At 65.2% G+C, this 16,100-nt stretch carries 16 protein-coding genes; 7 read left to right on the plus strand and 9 right to left on the minus strand.

What is annotated here, in order from left to right:
• The first annotated feature begins 32 nt into the window (after window positions 1-32).
• Window positions 33-467, plus strand: coding sequence for an ATP-binding protein (locus ABD999_RS08755; protein WP_271278837.1), 435 nt, complete (start codon window positions 33-35; stop codon window positions 465-467).
• Here ABD999_RS08755 and ABD999_RS08760 read toward each other — a convergent pair.
• From ABD999_RS08760 to ABD999_RS08800, 9 genes are all read right to left on the minus strand, one after another.
• On the minus strand, window positions 462-1,412 hold the full coding sequence (locus ABD999_RS08760) for an NAD(P)-dependent oxidoreductase (RefSeq protein WP_271278838.1): 951 nt from the start codon (window positions 1,410-1,412) through the stop codon (window positions 462-464). The genes ABD999_RS08755 and ABD999_RS08760 overlap by 6 nt on opposite strands.
• A 150-nt stretch (window positions 1,413-1,562) precedes the next feature.
• The gene (locus ABD999_RS08765) at window positions 1,563-1,877 is read right to left on the minus strand and encodes a hypothetical protein (protein ID WP_148034108.1); all 315 of its coding nucleotides are present in this window, start codon (window positions 1,875-1,877) and stop codon (window positions 1,563-1,565) included.
• Window positions 1,870-2,412 carry a hypothetical protein gene (locus tag ABD999_RS08770; protein WP_271278839.1) on the minus strand — a complete coding sequence of 181 codons (543 nt, stop codon included), beginning with the start codon at window positions 2,410-2,412 and terminating at the stop codon, window positions 1,870-1,872. The genes ABD999_RS08765 and ABD999_RS08770 overlap by 8 nt, the downstream gene beginning before the upstream one ends.
• A gap of 14 nt (window positions 2,413-2,426) precedes the next feature.
• Window positions 2,427-4,397: a hypothetical protein gene (locus ABD999_RS08775; RefSeq protein WP_271278840.1), complete on the minus strand. Its 1,971-nt coding sequence runs from the start codon at window positions 4,395-4,397 to the stop codon at window positions 2,427-2,429.
• A gap of 166 nt (window positions 4,398-4,563) precedes the next feature.
• Window positions 4,564-5,127 (minus strand): dihydrofolate reductase family protein, encoded by a 564-nt coding sequence (locus tag ABD999_RS08780; RefSeq protein WP_271278841.1) that lies wholly within the window; start codon window positions 5,125-5,127, stop codon window positions 4,564-4,566.
• Between the two features lie 132 nt (window positions 5,128-5,259).
• Window positions 5,260-6,693, minus strand: a complete 1,434-nt coding sequence (locus ABD999_RS08785; RefSeq protein WP_271278842.1) for a pyridoxal phosphate-dependent decarboxylase family protein — start codon at window positions 6,691-6,693, stop codon at window positions 5,260-5,262.
• 242 nt (window positions 6,694-6,935) lie between these two features.
• Window positions 6,936-7,592 (minus strand): hypothetical protein, encoded by a 657-nt coding sequence (locus ABD999_RS08790; protein WP_271278843.1) that lies wholly within the window; start codon window positions 7,590-7,592, stop codon window positions 6,936-6,938.
• Window positions 7,589-8,203 (minus strand): RNA polymerase sigma factor, encoded by a 615-nt coding sequence (locus tag ABD999_RS08795; RefSeq protein WP_271278844.1) that lies wholly within the window; start codon window positions 8,201-8,203, stop codon window positions 7,589-7,591. The genes ABD999_RS08790 and ABD999_RS08795 overlap by 4 nt, the downstream gene beginning before the upstream one ends.
• Before the next feature lie 207 nt (window positions 8,204-8,410).
• Window positions 8,411-8,902 carry a hypothetical protein gene (locus ABD999_RS08800; protein ID WP_271278845.1) on the minus strand — a complete coding sequence of 164 codons (492 nt, stop codon included), beginning with the start codon at window positions 8,900-8,902 and terminating at the stop codon, window positions 8,411-8,413.
• A gap of 103 nt (window positions 8,903-9,005) precedes the next feature.
• Between ABD999_RS08800 and ABD999_RS08805 the strand changes: the two genes are divergently transcribed.
• The 6 genes from ABD999_RS08805 (at window position 9,006) to ABD999_RS08830 (ending at window position 15,394) form a co-directional block, all read left to right on the plus strand.
• Complete coding sequence (locus ABD999_RS08805) at window positions 9,006-9,815, plus strand: class I SAM-dependent methyltransferase (RefSeq protein WP_271278846.1); 810 nt, start codon at window positions 9,006-9,008, stop codon at window positions 9,813-9,815.
• A complete protein-coding gene (locus ABD999_RS08810) occupies window positions 9,812-10,012 on the plus strand; it encodes a hypothetical protein (protein ID WP_148034117.1) in 201 nt (66 codons plus the stop codon). The genes ABD999_RS08805 and ABD999_RS08810 overlap by 4 nt, the downstream gene beginning before the upstream one ends.
• A gap of 43 nt (window positions 10,013-10,055) precedes the next feature.
• Window positions 10,056-10,634 carry an RNA polymerase sigma factor gene (locus ABD999_RS08815; RefSeq protein WP_271278847.1) on the plus strand — a complete coding sequence of 193 codons (579 nt, stop codon included), beginning with the start codon at window positions 10,056-10,058 and terminating at the stop codon, window positions 10,632-10,634.
• Complete coding sequence (locus ABD999_RS08820) at window positions 10,631-11,515, plus strand: hypothetical protein (protein WP_271278848.1); 885 nt, start codon at window positions 10,631-10,633, stop codon at window positions 11,513-11,515. The genes ABD999_RS08815 and ABD999_RS08820 overlap by 4 nt, the downstream gene beginning before the upstream one ends.
• Before the next feature lie 642 nt (window positions 11,516-12,157).
• Window positions 12,158-12,895, plus strand: coding sequence for a DUF6338 family protein (locus ABD999_RS08825; protein WP_271278849.1), 738 nt, complete (start codon window positions 12,158-12,160; stop codon window positions 12,893-12,895).
• A 321-nt stretch (window positions 12,896-13,216) separates the two neighbouring features.
• Complete coding sequence (locus ABD999_RS08830) at window positions 13,217-15,394, plus strand: KAP family P-loop NTPase fold protein (protein WP_271278850.1); 2,178 nt, start codon at window positions 13,217-13,219, stop codon at window positions 15,392-15,394.
• Window positions 15,395-16,100 lie beyond the last annotated feature (706 nt).

Here is a 16,100-nt window from a genome sequence, read left to right on the forward strand (position 1 = left end):
TCAGGCCTCACGGAGCTTCCCGGCCTGATGGCATGCTGACCGGTCCTGGGCTGCGGCAGTTCCCCGGAGAGGAGAGGTCCGTCTCCGAGGCCAGGGAGTGGGCACGTGCTCTGCTGGAAGGGCGCATGGCCGCCCCGCTCCTCGACGACGTGGTGCTGCTGCTGAGCGAGCTCGTCACCAATGCGGTCACACACTCGGACTCGGGAAGCACGAAGGCCGGTCCGGTGACCGTACAGGTGTCCTGCGAGGCCGAAGGCGTCCGCGTGGAGGTGCGCGACAGTGGATCGACCACCAGCTCGCGGACGATGCGCGTGCCGGACGCCGACGACGACGGTGGCCGCGGCCTCTGGCTGGTCGACCTGCTCGCTACCGCGTGGGGCGCGGATCAGGACACGACCGGCGGATCGGTCTGGTTCCGGGTGGCCGAGCACGTACGAACTGAGGTGATCCAGACATGGCGGTCATGAACGGTCTCCGAGACCGTCGTCCACCGCGACGTCCTCCGGCTTGAGATCCAGCCCCGAGGCTGCCGCCTGCAGGTCGAGCAGGATGGCGAAGTCCTCGTCCACCCGGCCGGTGCCGACGCTGGCCTGGACGAGCTGGGCGGTGAGGGCGGTGACCGGCATCGGCACGTCCAGGGCGCGGGCGGCGGCAAGGCCCAGGTCGAAGTCCTTGCGCAGCAGGGGTGGCGTGAACGTCGGCGTGTAGTCGAGGTGCACGAACGCCGGGGACTTGTAGCGGGTGAACGCCGAGCCCATGACGCTGTCGTTGAGGAACGCCAAGAAGGCGTGCCGCGGGACGCCGCCCTTCTCCGCCAGTACGGTGATCTCCGCCAGCGTCTGGGTCACCACGCCCAGCATCAGGTTGTGCGCGATCTTCACCAGCCGGGCGGTGTCGCCCTCCCCCACGTAGGTGACGGACCTGCCAAGCGACCGCAGCAGGTGGGCGACCTGGTCATAGGTCTCCCGGGGACCGGACACCACCAGGCTGAGCGCGCCGGCCCGCGCCACCTTGGGGTTGCCGCTGACCGGCGCGGCCAGGTAGGCGACGCCCTTCGCCGCACAGGCCCGGCGCACCTCGGCCGACGACTCCACGGACACGGTCGAGGAGTCGACCACTACTCCCGGCGCCGCGTCGCCCGTGAGCAGCCCGTCGTCGCCGAACAGCACCTGTTCGAGGACGGACGACGTGGAAACCGTCGTGAACACCACGTCCCGGTCGCGCAACGCGGCGAGCGACTCCGCGACCGACGCGCCGTGCTCCTTGAGCGGCTCAGCCTTGGCGATGGTGCGGTTCCAGGCGGTCACGTCCACACCGGCGTCGGCGAGCCGCGCGGCCATGGCGACTCCCATGCGACCGGTCCCGATCCAGCCGACCCGCGGCCTGGACCGGTTCGTCGTCGAGTCGGTCATCGAAACTCCTTGAGCGACTGTGGGTCCGGCCGTCCGCCGAGGCGATCGCGCGGACTTCCTCGGCATCCGCGCTCACCTGGAACTTCTCCCAGGTCAGCGCAGGTAAACCGTCTCGACAGCCGCCCCGAAGCGGACTCGTCAGCGCGGCCGTTACCGTAAGTCGTACTGCCGCGTGAGGGCCAGCGCCTGCTTCTCGTCCACTTGGCGCGGCAGACCGGCCATCTTCTCGCGTATGTCCTCCAGAATGTCGGCACCGGCGCGGACCACGCGGGAGCGGTGGAGTTCTAGCTGGGCGTCAAAAAGCTTGGCCGTCGGGCCCACCCAGATTCGGCCGGAGTGGAACTCCTTGTAGGACTGCTCGATCGCCCGGGTCGCGTTCTCGATGAGCGGGGTGATCTTCTGCTCTGCTTCGCGTAATGCTTCGTAGAGCGGGTTGGGCACCATGTCCGTCATCAGGTCAGCCATTCTCCTCGGTGCCGGCGGCCGGGATGAGCTTGGGGGCGATGAGCTTCATGAGGGCCACGACGTCGGCGGCGTTGTCGCGGCCCTCGACGCCCTTCACGAGTTCGATCGACAAACGCGCCTTGCCTTTCACCAGCATCGCGCCCGCCCGGGTTTCCTCATTCGGGTCCACTGTGTAGAAGCCGAAGCCGTCGGGGACGATTTCCGGTAGTTGCTCGGAGACTCCGTCGCGCAACTGATTCTCTATCTGGCCACGACTTCCGCCGGTGTCAAGCATGATGCGGAGTACTGCCCGACGCTCGCCGGTCGGCTCGAAGGCAGAGCAAGCGCCCACGACGGGGCGGTCCTCACCCGGGAGAGGGAGAGAACCGGTAACGAGTGGATCGACGACTCCGGTCACCCGCTCGACCGCCACTTTGGGAACATGATCGCATATGTAGGGTGGGGCATAAACCGTGGGCAGCGGGGTGGCGTCGACCTTGCTGGTTCCGCCCATGCAAGCGGAAGCACTGATGAGGGCGCATCCCAGGATGGCCATCCGACTGACTTTGATCACTGATACCGCACGAATCCGGTGGTGTAACCGTCGTCGAGAGCGGTTTGAACTCCGAGTGTTTTCCACGGGTTGTCCTCAGGACGTTTATAGAGCCAGGTGTGGTAGGCGTCGTAGCGTCGACCATCGCCGGCGCTCATCTCGTCGAACGACATCAGCGTCTTGCCGTCTGGCTTGAGGAAGTTGTTCGGTGCGCTGCGCGGATCGTCACCGGGTTCGACGTCGCTGAGTGACGCCCATGGGTGAGTCTTCGCGGGTGGGTCGGCCGCTCCGAAAAGACCATGGTCGAACATGGCCTGAGCAGTGAGTTGATGGACGAGGAACCGAGTCTGTTCGACGGTGCTGTTGGCGGCGAATACGGCTTCCTTTCGCGCGTTGCCCTGAACAGCGTCTTCGATCATGCCGGTCCACGCGCCCGTCACACTCGCCCCGATGGGCCATGACCCTGCTTGCGGGATAGCCAGACCGGTGTTGACCACGGCCGTGAGGATCTTCATGTTCCGTTTCTGGGTCTCGTCGAGCTCGTGCCCCTTCTCGATACGGGCGAGACCGGCCGCGTCGGTGATCAGGCCGAATCCCGCACCGATCTCCAGCCCTGCGGTGTTCAAGCTGTCGGCGCCCTGACCTGCGGCCACCTGACCTGCGCCATGGTTGAGGAGTCTGTCGCTCCATGCCGTTTGAGCCGAGGTCACCACTCCGAATGCCTTCTCGTCCTCCTTGAACGCCTCCTGCATCACGGCGCGGAGTTCGCCTTTGTTGAACCGTGCTCCCCAGTCCTCCCGCCCTGGGAGGTTCGGATAGTCCTCCATGAACACGCCTGGTTGTTCGAGGCCGACAAAGGCAACCCGGTTCACGTCGGATATGTACGCCGCCAGAATCCGCCCGATGGACCCGGCAGCCACCAAGGAAGGGCGCTCGTCCGCCTTGATCCGTTCAAATTGGAGATGCACGAGGTCGGAGGCGAGTCCGGCCGAGAGGTAGCCGCGCGACGGGTCCAGGGCGGTGCCCGCATGGTCGCGGAACGTCATCGTGGCCGCCTCCAGCGCCCGGCCCAGCGCCACACCACCGTCCTTCAGCGGCTTCTCCATCACGTAGAACCTCAGCGCCGACCGGTCGTAGGCAAAGAATTCCTGGGCCGCTTTCGGATGCCGGCCCAGCGCCTCGAAAACGTCCTTCATCGCGGACTGGTACATCGCCTCGGGCAAAGGCGTTCTCACCTGCCGGCCCGCGAACCACGGATCCTTTTCGGCCCGCGACGCTGAATCCACTTTCCTGGCCACGTACAGCAGAAAGCCGTGGTCGAACGTCCCATGTTTGAGCGCCCGCGCGAGCGCGAAGTACTCCTCCCGATCGAGGTCGGCCGTCAAGCTTTTCCGCCAGTCGGCGCCCAGGCGGGGACTCGCCGCGCCGAGAGCCTTGCTCAGAGCGGCTTCAAGGCGCTTCTCATCCCTTTGAGACACCGTCCTGCGCATGAGCGCCAGGTAAGTCTCCGGGCCGAGGGCATGCATGAGCTTCGTGACGAACTCCGGGTCCTGCGCTCGCTTTTCCAGCGCAGCGAGGACGGAGTCGCTGATCTTGCCGTCGGCGGAAAGGTGGCTGACAGCGGCGTAGACATGGGGATCGTTGAAGGCCTTGCTGTAGCGGGCCTCGTCGAACGCGACCATCCCATTGACAGCCTGGCCGGGAGCACCCCAGTCCGCCTTTTCGGCGGAGATGGTCTCCTTGCGCCGGCGTAATTCAGGACGCTTCGCGCTGATCCAGTTGGCGGCTTCTCTGAACGCGGTCAGGTATGAAGTATCCAGGTCGAACTGCTGAAGGGTACGCCTGATCTGCGGTTCACTGCTTTCGATGGTCGCGCCCGTACGGCCGAGAGCCGGCTCGAAAAGGTCCATCAAGCCGGGGTCGATGCCGGAGTAATCCCCGCCCAGATGAGGGCGTGGATCCGGAGAGCTCATGCGGGCCTCCAGCACGAACGGCGGGATGCACACTGACGGCAGGGCCAGCGTACTCCTGGGTCGGCCGCTCGTTGGATTCTCCGGTCACGACCGATATGGCCTTACTGCGGATCCGTCAGCCGATGGTACGTGAGCGAAGGCTCTGAAAGTTCAAGCGTATGAGAATCGAATACAGGGCCGGTCACGCCCTGACCGGCCGGTACCGTACACCCAGCTCGGCCGTGGGGTCATCGACGCCGAGGCGGTGGAGGTAGTGCGGCCGGCCACCGGGGAGGTCCAGCAGCCGGATGCCGTCGCCGAGCAGCACGGGCGCGATGTGCAGGTCGATCTCGTCGAGCAGCCCGCGTTCGAGAAGCTGGCCGCCGATCGTCGGCGAATGCACCTCGACGTTCTTCCCGCCGGCCGCCGCCAGCGCGATCCGTACCGCCTCGGCCACGTCACAGTCCAGGAAGGTGACGCCGTCGGCGGGCTTGGCGTCCTCGGGATGGTGGGTGAGCACGAAGATGGGTCCGGTCCAGGCGCCGCCGTAGACCATGCCGGGATCCGGGAAGGCGTCCCAGCCGCGCCGGCCGCCCAGGATCGCGCCGGTGGTCGCGACGTACTCCTCGATCGCGCCCGGCTGGGGTGAGATGCCGGTCATCATCCAGTCCATCTCGTGGTTCGGCCCGGCCACGAACCCGTCCAGCGACATGGTGAAGTGCCAGAGCACCTTGCCGTTCGCGGTCTGCTTTTCGATGTCGTCCACTGCAATCTCCTCTGCCGGCTGCTTGGCTCGTACGTATGGAGACCGCCTCCACCGCGGAACCTCATCGGTCCATACGGAGGGCATCGTCCCCGCGTCGACAACCACACCTACGACCGGAGCCTTACGCCTGCTTCACTGGGGACCCGCCGGGTGTTCGGCCTGTAGCGCGGCGCAGGTCTCGCTGACGATGTCCAGGAGCTCCTCGACCCGGTCGCGGTGGGTGCGGTGGCTGACGACGCACACCCGGATCATGTACCGGCCGTCGATCCGCGTACTGGACAGCAGCGCACGGCCCCGGGCCGTCACGCGGCGCAGCAGCTCGGCGTTGAAGGCGTCGGCGTCGCCTTCCCCTGGCACCCAGCGGAAGGCGACGGCGGTCAGGCTCGGTCGCCACGGGACCTCGAAGCCGTTCTTGCGCAGCGTGTCGTGCACCAGTTCGGCCAGGTCGAGCTTCTCGTCCAGAGCCTGGCGGAAGGCGTCGAGGCCGTGCAGTTTGATCGGCAGCCACAGTCGCAGGCCGCGGAAGTCGCGGGTCAGCTCAGGGGAGTATTCGGTGAAGTTGGGGATGTCGTCCTCGTCGCCGAGATCCTGCAGGTAGGCGGCGTCCATGTGGTGGGCCTGGCGCAGCAGGGCGCCGTCGCGCACCAGCAGCGCGCCGGTCCCGTACGGCAGGAACAGGGCCTTGTGCGGATCCAGGGTGATCGAATCGGCCAGTTCGATGCCGCGCAGCCGGGCGCGTCCGCGCTCGGTGAGCTGGAACGGGCCACCGTAAGCGGCGTCGACGTGGAACCACGCCCCGGCCTTTCTCGCGACGGCGGCGAGCTCGGCGAGCGGGTCGATCGCTCCGGTGTTCGTCGTTCCCGCGCTGCCGATCACGAGGAAGGGCCGCAGGCCGGCCTGCCGGTCGTCCGCGATCATCCGGGCCAGCGCGTCCGGGGCCATCCCCAGGTCCGGGCCCGCCGGCACGGCCCGTACGTGCGCGCGCGGGAAGCCCGCCAGCAGGGCCGCCTTGGCACAGGAGGCGTGGGTCTGGTCGGTGACGTAGACGGTGCCGTCGAGGAAGCTTTCGCCGAGCCGGGCGACGCGGGCGGTCACGATGGCCGAGAAGTTGGCCATGGAGCCGCCTGAGGTGAGGATGCCGCGCGCCTCCTCGGGGTAGCCGAACAGGTCGCAGAGCCAGCGGACGGCCGTGGCCTCGATCTGCGCGCAGGCCGGGGCCAGCTGCCAGACGGTGACGTACTTGTTCATGGCCGCGGTCAGGAAGTCGGCGAGCGCGGCGGCGTACAGGCCACCGCCCGGCACGTAGGCGAGATAGCCGGGCCCGGCGCTGGCGGCGCCGTCGCGGGCCGCCGCGTGCAGCGTGGACAGCAGGCCGGACAGCGGGCTGCCCAGCTCAGGGGCGGGCTCCCGCAGCACCCCCGCCAGGGCGGCGGAGCGAGCCGGGTCGAAGGCGGGCAGCTCCGGCAGGTCGCGCAGGAAGTCCTCGACGAAGGCCAGCACGGCCTCGCCCATCAGGCGCACCTGCTCCGGGCCCGGTTCCAGGGGGTACTGCGTGGCATCTGACATGATCCGTATCCTTACATCGCGCTTGTACCGGCCGAGCCCGCCGGACCGTGTCCGTACTGGGCGACCTGTCCACCGGCACTGTTGCCCACCAGTTGGTACGCGGACGTCCCGGGTGGTGGTGTGCACGGCGTTGATCGCCGCGAGGATCCGGCAGCGTCTCAGGATGGCGAGGCACGACTGAGGAAACAAGCAAAAAGCCAGGTCAGACGGCATCTGACCTGGCTGATCGTGTGTGCCCCCGGTCAGTCGTCCCAGCCGGGCGGGGGGCCGAGCGGCGCCTCGTCGCTGTCCACGAGCGTGCAGGCGGCGACGGGCCCGTTGGAGATGTTCGCCCAGATGCCGGCGGTCTTATCGTCGGCGGAGACGCTGAACTCCAGCACCGCCGTCTGCCCGGGCTTGATCGCGGCCGGGTCGATGCGGAACCCCGGTTCGTCCGTATTGGGCGGCCAGATGTGGAACGGCCTGCCGTCGGCCGGGTTCTGCGCTTCCTGCCGGGACAGGAAACTCGTGCTACGCGGCTGCGGCGAGCATCGCTTCCCTCCGGGGATGTAGTCGACGACCGCGTTGACTCCCATGCCTCGGAGGGTGGCCTCCAGCGGCTTGGGGTCCTTGGCCTGGTTGATGGTGATGGTGAGCGTCCCATCAGCGTTCTTCGACACCGCGTACGCGGGTGTCCCACCGCCGAGGAGCGTCGGGACGCCCACTGCCACCGCGACACCCAGGGCCAGCGCGGGGGCCAGGAGGGCGGGGCGGACCAGGCGCCGCCGAGGGCGCTCCGCTGACCTGCGGATTTCCACCATGACGAACTCCTTGAGTAGACGCTGCCGGCCGTTCGGGAGTTGCGGTTCCGCCTCGAACGGCAGCAACCCGGCCAGGGACTCGCGCTCGGCCTTGTTCATCGGTTCTCCTCCCGTACGGACCGGACCACGCTGTCGTGGTCACCCTTTACCTGTCGCGACCCGGAGGCCTGTTGCCGTTCCGCGGCGAGTTTCTCCAGCTTCTTGCGCGCCCTGGACAGGCGGGACCTGACGGTCCCCACGGCGACGCCCAGCGCCTGGGCCGCCTCGGCATGGTCGAGCCCCGACCACACGCAGAGCGCGAACACCTCCTGCTCCTGACGGCGCAGCGAGCCGTAGGCCTGCTGGATCGCGGCCAACTGCTCGGCGGCGTCGATCCGGCCGATGATCTGGTCGGCGAAGTCGGGGATGGGATCGCCTCTGGGCATCCTGGCCAGGGCGTCGTCGTACCGCCTCGCCGCCCGGCGCAGATTCCGCGCCACGTTGGTCGCGATCCCCAGCACCCATGGCCGCAGGGATCCGCCGTCGGCGTCGATCCGATGCCGCAGCCGCCACGCCTCGAGAAAGGTCAGCGACAGCACGTCCTCGGCGGCCGACCAGTCCCCGGTCAATCGGAAGGCGTGACTGAACACCGGCCGGGCCATCTCCTCGAAGAGCACCTCGAACGCCTCGGCATCCCCGTCACGTATCCGGGCGCGCAGTGACATGTCCATACACAAGCACTGTCCGACCGGTCATCCTCATTCCCGCCGGGTTTCCGCCACCGAGGAGGAGGCGCCGCGATCTGTCCGAGGGCCGTCCGCGAGTGACTCGCGGCGGTCAAACGACAGTACGACCCCGCCCACCTGTTCGCCGGCAACCACGACATCCGGCCTTCGCAGGGACGAGCGCCCTTCCCACGATGGCAGGCGGCGTGACCGTCAAGCCGGCCGTGTCACCGCCGCCCTGCGCCACCGGCGGTCATGGACGATCGCCATGAAGCCGATGACGAACAGCGCGACCGAGCCGGCCAGGGAGACGAAGAGCCCGTCGCTGACCCATCGGAGAACAGCCTCGTCAGAGTTCCGGACGGTGAGGAGCCAACTGGATCCGCAGAGAATCAAGCCGACCGCCCCCGGCACGACCTCGGCCTCGTTCGTCGTCTTGCCCGCGGTCAGTGCCGCGACCGCGAACATGGCACCGAGCCACGCGACGAAAAGCGGCGCCACGCCGGCATCCTCGAACCCGGTCACCTCCTCGATCGCCGAACCGCGCACCAGCATCTTGCTCCACGGCAGGAAAGCGCCGATCGCGATCACGACTGAGGAGACCAGAGCGGAACCGGCGAGCGCCCGGTTGACGGGCGGAGCAGGGGGCGGCATCGGCCGGCTGTGGGGATGAAACGGGGAATAGTGCGGACCAGGAACCTGCATGATCGCGATGGTACCCAGGCGTCCTATGCATTCCCTATCACCGCCCTCAGGCTGGCGATATCCGGTTGGGTCACCGCCGGGCGGGACCCTAGGCTCGACCGCCATGAGCGAGATCGACTACCTGGCCGTCAATCGCGCCAACTGGGACGAACGCGTGGCCATCCACGTGGCCAGCGACTTCTACGACGTCCCCGGTTTCAAGGCGGGCGGCGACCCGCTGCGGGACTTCGAGATCGAAGAGGTCGGCGACGTCGCCGGCAAGTCGCTGGCGCATCTGCAATGCCACTTCGGGCTCGACACCCTCGCCTGGGCGAGGAGAGGCGCCCAGGTCTGCGGGCTCGACCTGTCGGAAAAGGCCGTCGAGACCGCCACCGCCCTGGCCGAGGAGTGCGGCTTGGAAGCCCGCTTCGTGGCCGCGGACGTCTACGACGCCCCCGTCGCGCTGGGCGGCGCCTACGACATCGTCTACACCGGGATCGGCGCGCTCGTCTGGCTCCCCGACATGCGGCGCTGGGCCGAGGTGGTAGCCGCCCTGCTCAAGCCGGGCGGATTCCTGTACCTGTCGGAGTTCCACCCCTTCACCGACATGCTGGACGACGCCGAGGGATCGACCGTCACGTTCGACTACTTCAGGAGCGATCCGCAGATCTGGGACGAGCCGTACACCTACACCGGCTCCGAAGAACTGGCCAACACCACGTCCGTCCAGTTCCAGCACACCTTGGGCGAGGTGGTCTCCGCACTGGCCTGGGCCGGGCTGCGCATCGACTTCCTGCACGAGCACGACCACACGCTCTTCAGGCGCTTCGGCAACCTGGAGGCCCACGGCCCGGTCTACCGGCTGCCGGAGGGCCGGCCGCGCATCCCGCTGATGTTCTCCATCAAGGCGAGCCGACAGGGATCGGCGCCATGACCCGTCAGGACCTGCCCTTCCAGGCCGCCGTGTTGAGCCCGGAAAAACTGCCAGTGGTTCGCGAGGAAGTAATCTCAGTGCTTGCGGCCCTATCGGCCGTCATGGCGATCCGGATGTGGTCGACGCTGCCGGCCAGGGCGGCACACGATGTCACCGGCGAGAGCACGGAGGAGGCCGTGACCGACGCCTCGTCGTGACGGGTCATGACACACCTGTGAGCCTGCCGGACATGACCTAGACATGAACGTCACCGACACGGGGCCGCCGCGCACCCAGCGCTTCGCCCACCTCTACGAGCAGACGTATGCCGCGTTGCTGCGGTTCGTCGAGCGTCGCGTCCACCCCTCCCACGCCGAGGACGTGGTCGCTGATGTGTTCCTCGTCGCCTGGCGGCGCCTAGATGACGTGCCGCCGGCGGCGGAGGAGGCGCGGGCCTGGCTGTTCGGCGTGGCGCACCTCACTCTGCGCAATGGGCTGCGGGCCGACCAGCGGCGGCAGGCGCTCACCGTTCGCATCGCCGACAGCCAGCTGACCGGCGCCGCGGCGGCCGGGCTGGACCCCGAGTCGGTGGCACGCCGGCTCGACCTCGTCCAGGCGTGGCGGCGGCTCAGCCCGCTCCACCAGGAGGCGCTCGCCTTGGCCGTGTGGGACGGCCTCACAGCCCCACAGGCCGCGCGGGTGCTCGGCATTTCTCCCGTCGCGTTCCGGCTTCGGCTCACCCGGGCCCGGCGTGCTCTGCGCCGCCACGCCGACGCGGCCCCCGCCACTACAACCCAGCCCGTGGCAACCGCCACCGTGGACTCCCGGAGCATGCGATGAACGACACCCTCGACCACGCCCTGCGCGACTTCGACCCGGCCGTCACTCCCGCTGACCTGGATACCAACATCGACCCCAAGGCTCGGGCCCTGCTGGCCCGGGTGGTGGCCACCGACCCGATGGAGGCACCCGTACCGACGACCAGCAGCCCGCGCCTGCTCACCACCAGGCGCCTCACCGCTGTCGGCGCAGGGGTGGCCGTCGGCATCACGGCAGCGCTGCTGCTGCCCGGCGTGTTCGGCGGCGGCTCGGCGATGGCAGCGTGGACCGCGACGCCGCACACGGTGAGCGGTGACCGGGCCGCCGACGCCCAGGAGAAGTGCCTCGACAACGCCCGAGACACCGCCAAGCGCACAACCGGGCGCGAGCTCGGCTTCCGGCCCGTGGTGACCGAGGGCCGGGGGCCGTGGACGCTCGTCTACGTCAACGACGACAGCAGTTACCTGGCCGAGATCACTTGCCTGCTCCACGATGGCGACCTCGTCGGCTCGCACGGCAGCACACCGGGGCCCGACGCACAACCGCTTCCGCCGGTTCCCGCGGAGTCGGCGCGGGCCGCCCTCGGCGCGGTCATGAGCACGAGTGAGGAGAGCGTGCGTACCGTGACCGGCAGGGTCGGCGAGGACGTGGTGGGTCTGGAGCTCTCCACGGAGGCGAAAGGCAGCGTGACCGCGACCGTCACCGGCGGCTACTTCGCGGCCTGGTGGCCGGACGCGCCGACGACGGAGCAGCGCGAGAGAGTTTCACCTCGTGGCGGTGTCAAGAGCGTCACGGCAATCCTTCAGGACGGGTCACGGCACAGCGTCTCCCTCGAGGAGCTCACCGGCTGGACGAGCGCGCAGCTGAATACGTCTGCCACAGGCGGCTCCACACGCGACTGAAACCTGGCCACCCGCGGCGGCGCCGGCCTCACAATCCGGCGTCGCCGACGGGTGGAGCTTCGTTTCCCGGTTATCTGGCAACCTGGCGAATCAGGGCAAGCCAACGTCGCCTCCAACTCGCCGCCAGCGGTCCACAAGCTCAACGATGGTCGGCACGACCTGCGCCGACTCCTGTCGGTGTGCCCGCGGCTCAGGTAGCCCAATGGCCGGCACAGCGTGGAGGTGCTGCAGCGGCTCTACCACCGTTGCATGGCCGCCTACGACGAAGTGTCGATCGAGCGGATGGACCGCGCCCGAGAGGACGACCGATGATCAAGGAATCGCGCCATGACTCGCGCATCTCGTCTACCGGTGTCGCAGGATGGCAAGGTCACATGGATACGGAAACAAAGCAAAAAGCCAGGTCAGACAATGTCCGGCCCGGCTGATCGTGAGTGCCCCCTGTAGGATTCGAACCTACGCACCCGGCTCCGGAGGCCGGACGAATCTGTGTCGTTGACCTGCGGAAACGTGTCGTACGCGTCTCTTCCTGTACGCCTCCCGTACGTGATCATGATTTTGGCGTAGCCATACGGCCCCCGAAGGTGGCAACGCCGCCAGTAATGTATCCTCCGCCGTCGCCGGTTCGCGGAAGGATACGGTATGCCGACCACACTAAGTGGGCTACTGCTGTTGGTTGTGTTGTTGCTGCCCGGCCTCACGTATGTGACGGTCTGGGAACGACGTGCACCGAATCGGCACGTGTCGGCGTTTCGGGAGACATCGGCAGTCATTTTCTGCAGCGTTCTCGCTGATCTGACAGTCCTGGCGCTTTTCGCTCTCCTACACGCTCTCCTGCCTGGCCTTACTCCAGACGTGACACGCCTGATTCGTGAAGGCGACAAGTACGTCGCTACACACTATGCCTCCCTTACGCTCTGGGGCATCGGCATGCTGGCCACGGCAGTCGTTCTCTCCGCTTTGAGCGCCCTCCGCACTACTCTGGCCCCACATCCGTCGTCGCAATCAGCGTGGTGGCGCTTGTTCGATGCCCGGCCATCCGAAGTCGAGCGTGATAGTGGTCAGCGACCAATCATCAAGACGTGCTGCATTCTCGATGATGGTGCACAGATAGAGGGCACGTTGGCATGGTTCAATCCGGTGACTCAAGACATCGCTGATCGAGACCTAATCCTGGTGGCCCCCTTGGAATACACAATGCCGGATGGACGCCGCCAGCAGTTGATCAGCCATGCGGCATGCGTGCCCGCACGGCAGATACGCACCATCCTCATACGCTATGTCGTTGACGCTTCCGCCTCACCAGCTGAGGAGGTTCCGCCAGAGTCGGCTGTAACCCCTGAATCGGCAGCGCCGGCGGGTGAAGTGTCCACTGCCTGAGAGATAGAGGCGTTCCCTTGGTCAGGGGCAGGCCAGGCAACAGGAACCGGTCGCCCTTCGCGGAACTCCAGGCTCTCGGGGTCAATCGCCGTGTGCTCTAGCCGCGAAGCACTTGCATCGCGTTGGGGACGCTCGGTCAAGTCGCTCACCTTCCCTGGACGGCGGTAGGACAGAGTCCACGGTACCGCCACGACCCACACAAGCGCTCAATACACGGATCACCTGTCCACGTCTAGGCAGGCAGATGCCGGTTTTTACACTTGATGACAGATCATGTTACCTACTGGCGGATGGGGTCCGGTCCGAGCAGTATGAGTGCTTATGCATAGTGATCGACTTTTCAATGACGATCCTGTCGACGGATCGGATGACCTGCCTGACCTGCTCGGCCGGTCCGCATATGCCAAGGACCTTGCGGCAGTGCTTGATCGCGTCAGCCGTCATGAGAGCTCTAGCGTTCTCGCACTGATCGGTCCATGGGGTTCGGGGAAGTCGTCCCTTATTGCGATGACGCGAAGAAGTTTGATTGAGCGCCAAGCGCCCAGAGAATGGCTGATGGCCGAGTATAATCCGTGGTCTTATACGGACGTCGATACGCTTATCGCAGGCTTTTTTGCCGAAATTCGCGACGCGCTTCCAGAAGATGGGCGATGGAGTGAGACTCGTGACAAGATTAGGGAATTTGGCAAGTCTATAAAGCCGTACGCGGGTCTTATCCCTGGCGTCAATGGAGAGGCTGTTGAGGCGGCAGCTAATACTATCGCAGGGAACGCCAGTATGGCCAAAAAAAGAGATGCAGTTGCGCATGCTTTGAAAGAACTGAATCGGCCCATTCTAGTGATCCTGGACGATCTGGATCGATTGGAGCCGAAAGAGCTCTTGTTGGTCTTCAAGCTCGTGCGGCTTGTAGGAAGGCTGCCGAACCTCTACTACCTGTTGAGTTATGACGAGCAGACGCTGCTAGATGTGCTGATGCGGACCGACTTGGTGAGTGATCAGATTTCGCGCGCGCGTGATTACTTGGAGAAGATTGCACAAGTTCGCCTGGACCTTCCTGCCTTCCGTGAGAAGCAGAAGGGCGAACTTGTTGACGACATGCTAGATGCTATTCTTGGTCGCCATGGAAAAACTCTGACCGAGGAGGAGCAGTATCTTCTTGGGCGGGCATATTATGACCATATAGGATATCGCCTGTCGACTCCGCGAGCAGTTAACCGTTTCATGGCACAACTCGATGCCCTATATGGGCCAGCTGGCGAAGAGGTAAGTTTTTTTGACTTTTTTGTGATCACCTTCTTGCGCACTTTCGAGTCCGGCGTATACGCCATGTTGCAACGGTATAAGGACGATCTTCTCAACAACAATAACAGGGCATTGCTGGGTGGAGGTGCATCTCAAACACCTGCTCAACGACTCGCTATATGGCAAGAGAGGCTGGAGGTGGCGGGGGTTGCTAGAGACAACATGTCAGGTGTCATGTCGCTTCTCAGTGCGCTTTTCGTTCCGATTCAGTCTGCACATGACAACCTTTCCTTCGGCGGGCGAGATTTTGGAGAACTGGGTAAACAGCGGGGCGTGGGACACGTGGACTACTTCGATCGCTACTTCACGTTTGGCGTTCCGGAAGAAGATATTGCGGATCGAACAGTTCTGGTAGCCCTGCAGCAACTAGTATCCGAGCGGGCAGGTTCTGAACTGGGAATGCTCATCGACCGGCTTGTGACGGATACTGGAAGGGTGATCAGGAAGCTCGACTCTTTGAGGGAGCAAGGCGGCCTGCCGAGCGCAGGTGTGCTGCAACTTCTAGCCGACAAATACGGTGATCTACCAGATGATCACAGGCTCTTCGAAGATCCGAGGCGGATGTTCATCTACCTTGCCATGAACCTCTTCCGCGATCTGAATGCAGATCAAGGTGAGCTTGTTATCAGGGCGATGTCCATCAAAGACTCGGGGTTGCTTTTCACAGCCATTGCAATCACGCGATTTCCTGCGGCTGTGAGTGATGGCAATACTTCGCAGGATGGTCAAGAGCGACAACTAGCTTGGCTTTCGCAGGCGCGCGATGTGGTCCGCGGCCTCATTGTGGAGCGCTTGGCAAGCTACGGCGAGCCTCATGATAGAGATCGCTTGGAACTCTTTTTCAGTCTACACGCGGCATGGCGTATTCTCGCTCCTGAACAAGCTCGTGCGTGGCTACTCCAGCAAGTAGAACTCGAGAAGGTGTCACTACAGGATGCCGTAGGCAGCCTTGTTACTGTGTCCTACGGTGGCTCCACAAAGCCTCGCCATCGCATGGACAGTCTTGACCCTGCCAGTGTCGATAACGCCCTCGGAATCGAATTTGTTCTGCATCGACTCGAAAACGAGATAGACGCGGCCGATATGACTGCTACTCGCTATTCTGGGCTAGAGCCGTCGCCTGAGGGGCGGAGGACTTTTGCGTTGGCCGAGCTAAACCGCATAAGAGATGGTCGTCGAGCGAAGCCGGTTGATTAGTTTCGAAGTTTTCGATCCACGGTAACTGATGCGAGCTAGCCTACGTTGCTCAGGTTTCCAGTCTCGATAAGACTCGACCAACTGGAACCTCGTGCCAGGGCACGAACGTCGCTCGTAGGTCAGAGTTGGCAATGTGGTAGTCCCGGACTTGTAGTTGTCCGGGACTCTGCGCATGCGCCGGTGCGGAGGTTGGGAGTTTACGCCGCCTCGCGCCTCTCCACCCCGCAGAGCAGGTATGACCTTGCTGTCCGAGAGATGCGGAATCTCGGGCAAGCATCTAGAGCAGAGGTTATCCGCACAATCCGCAATTTGGATACGTCGAAGGAATCTTCGCAGGTCAAGTGGCTTGGTAACCGCGACCGTGCAATGATCTTGCTGGGCTGCAGATTATCGCAGTATTCCGCAGAATGCTGCCCGTTGAAGATCAATTACCAGACGGCGCATCTTCGAAGATCAGCTCTACGTGATCCCCGCGTAGGACCTTGCGGTGCTTCCGAGGCCCCGGTACGACCTCGAATACTGGAACACCCTCCGGCATGCCGCCGAACTCTCGCAACTCCGCGGATGTGGCCAGGTCTCCCCGCGTTCCGCAGATGTGTAGCGAGAAAAGCACATAGATCTGTGGCCTGAGCTGCGGAAATGCTTGCAGGCATGCTGATGCGGCGTGTCACTAGGTGCCAGCGTCGTGGCTGGTCAGGCGTCTGTG

Origin of the sequence: Nonomuraea ferruginea, assembly GCF_039540635.1 — a bacterium.
GTDB classification, from domain to species: Bacteria; Actinomycetota; Actinomycetes; order Streptosporangiales; family Streptosporangiaceae; genus Nonomuraea; species Nonomuraea ferruginea.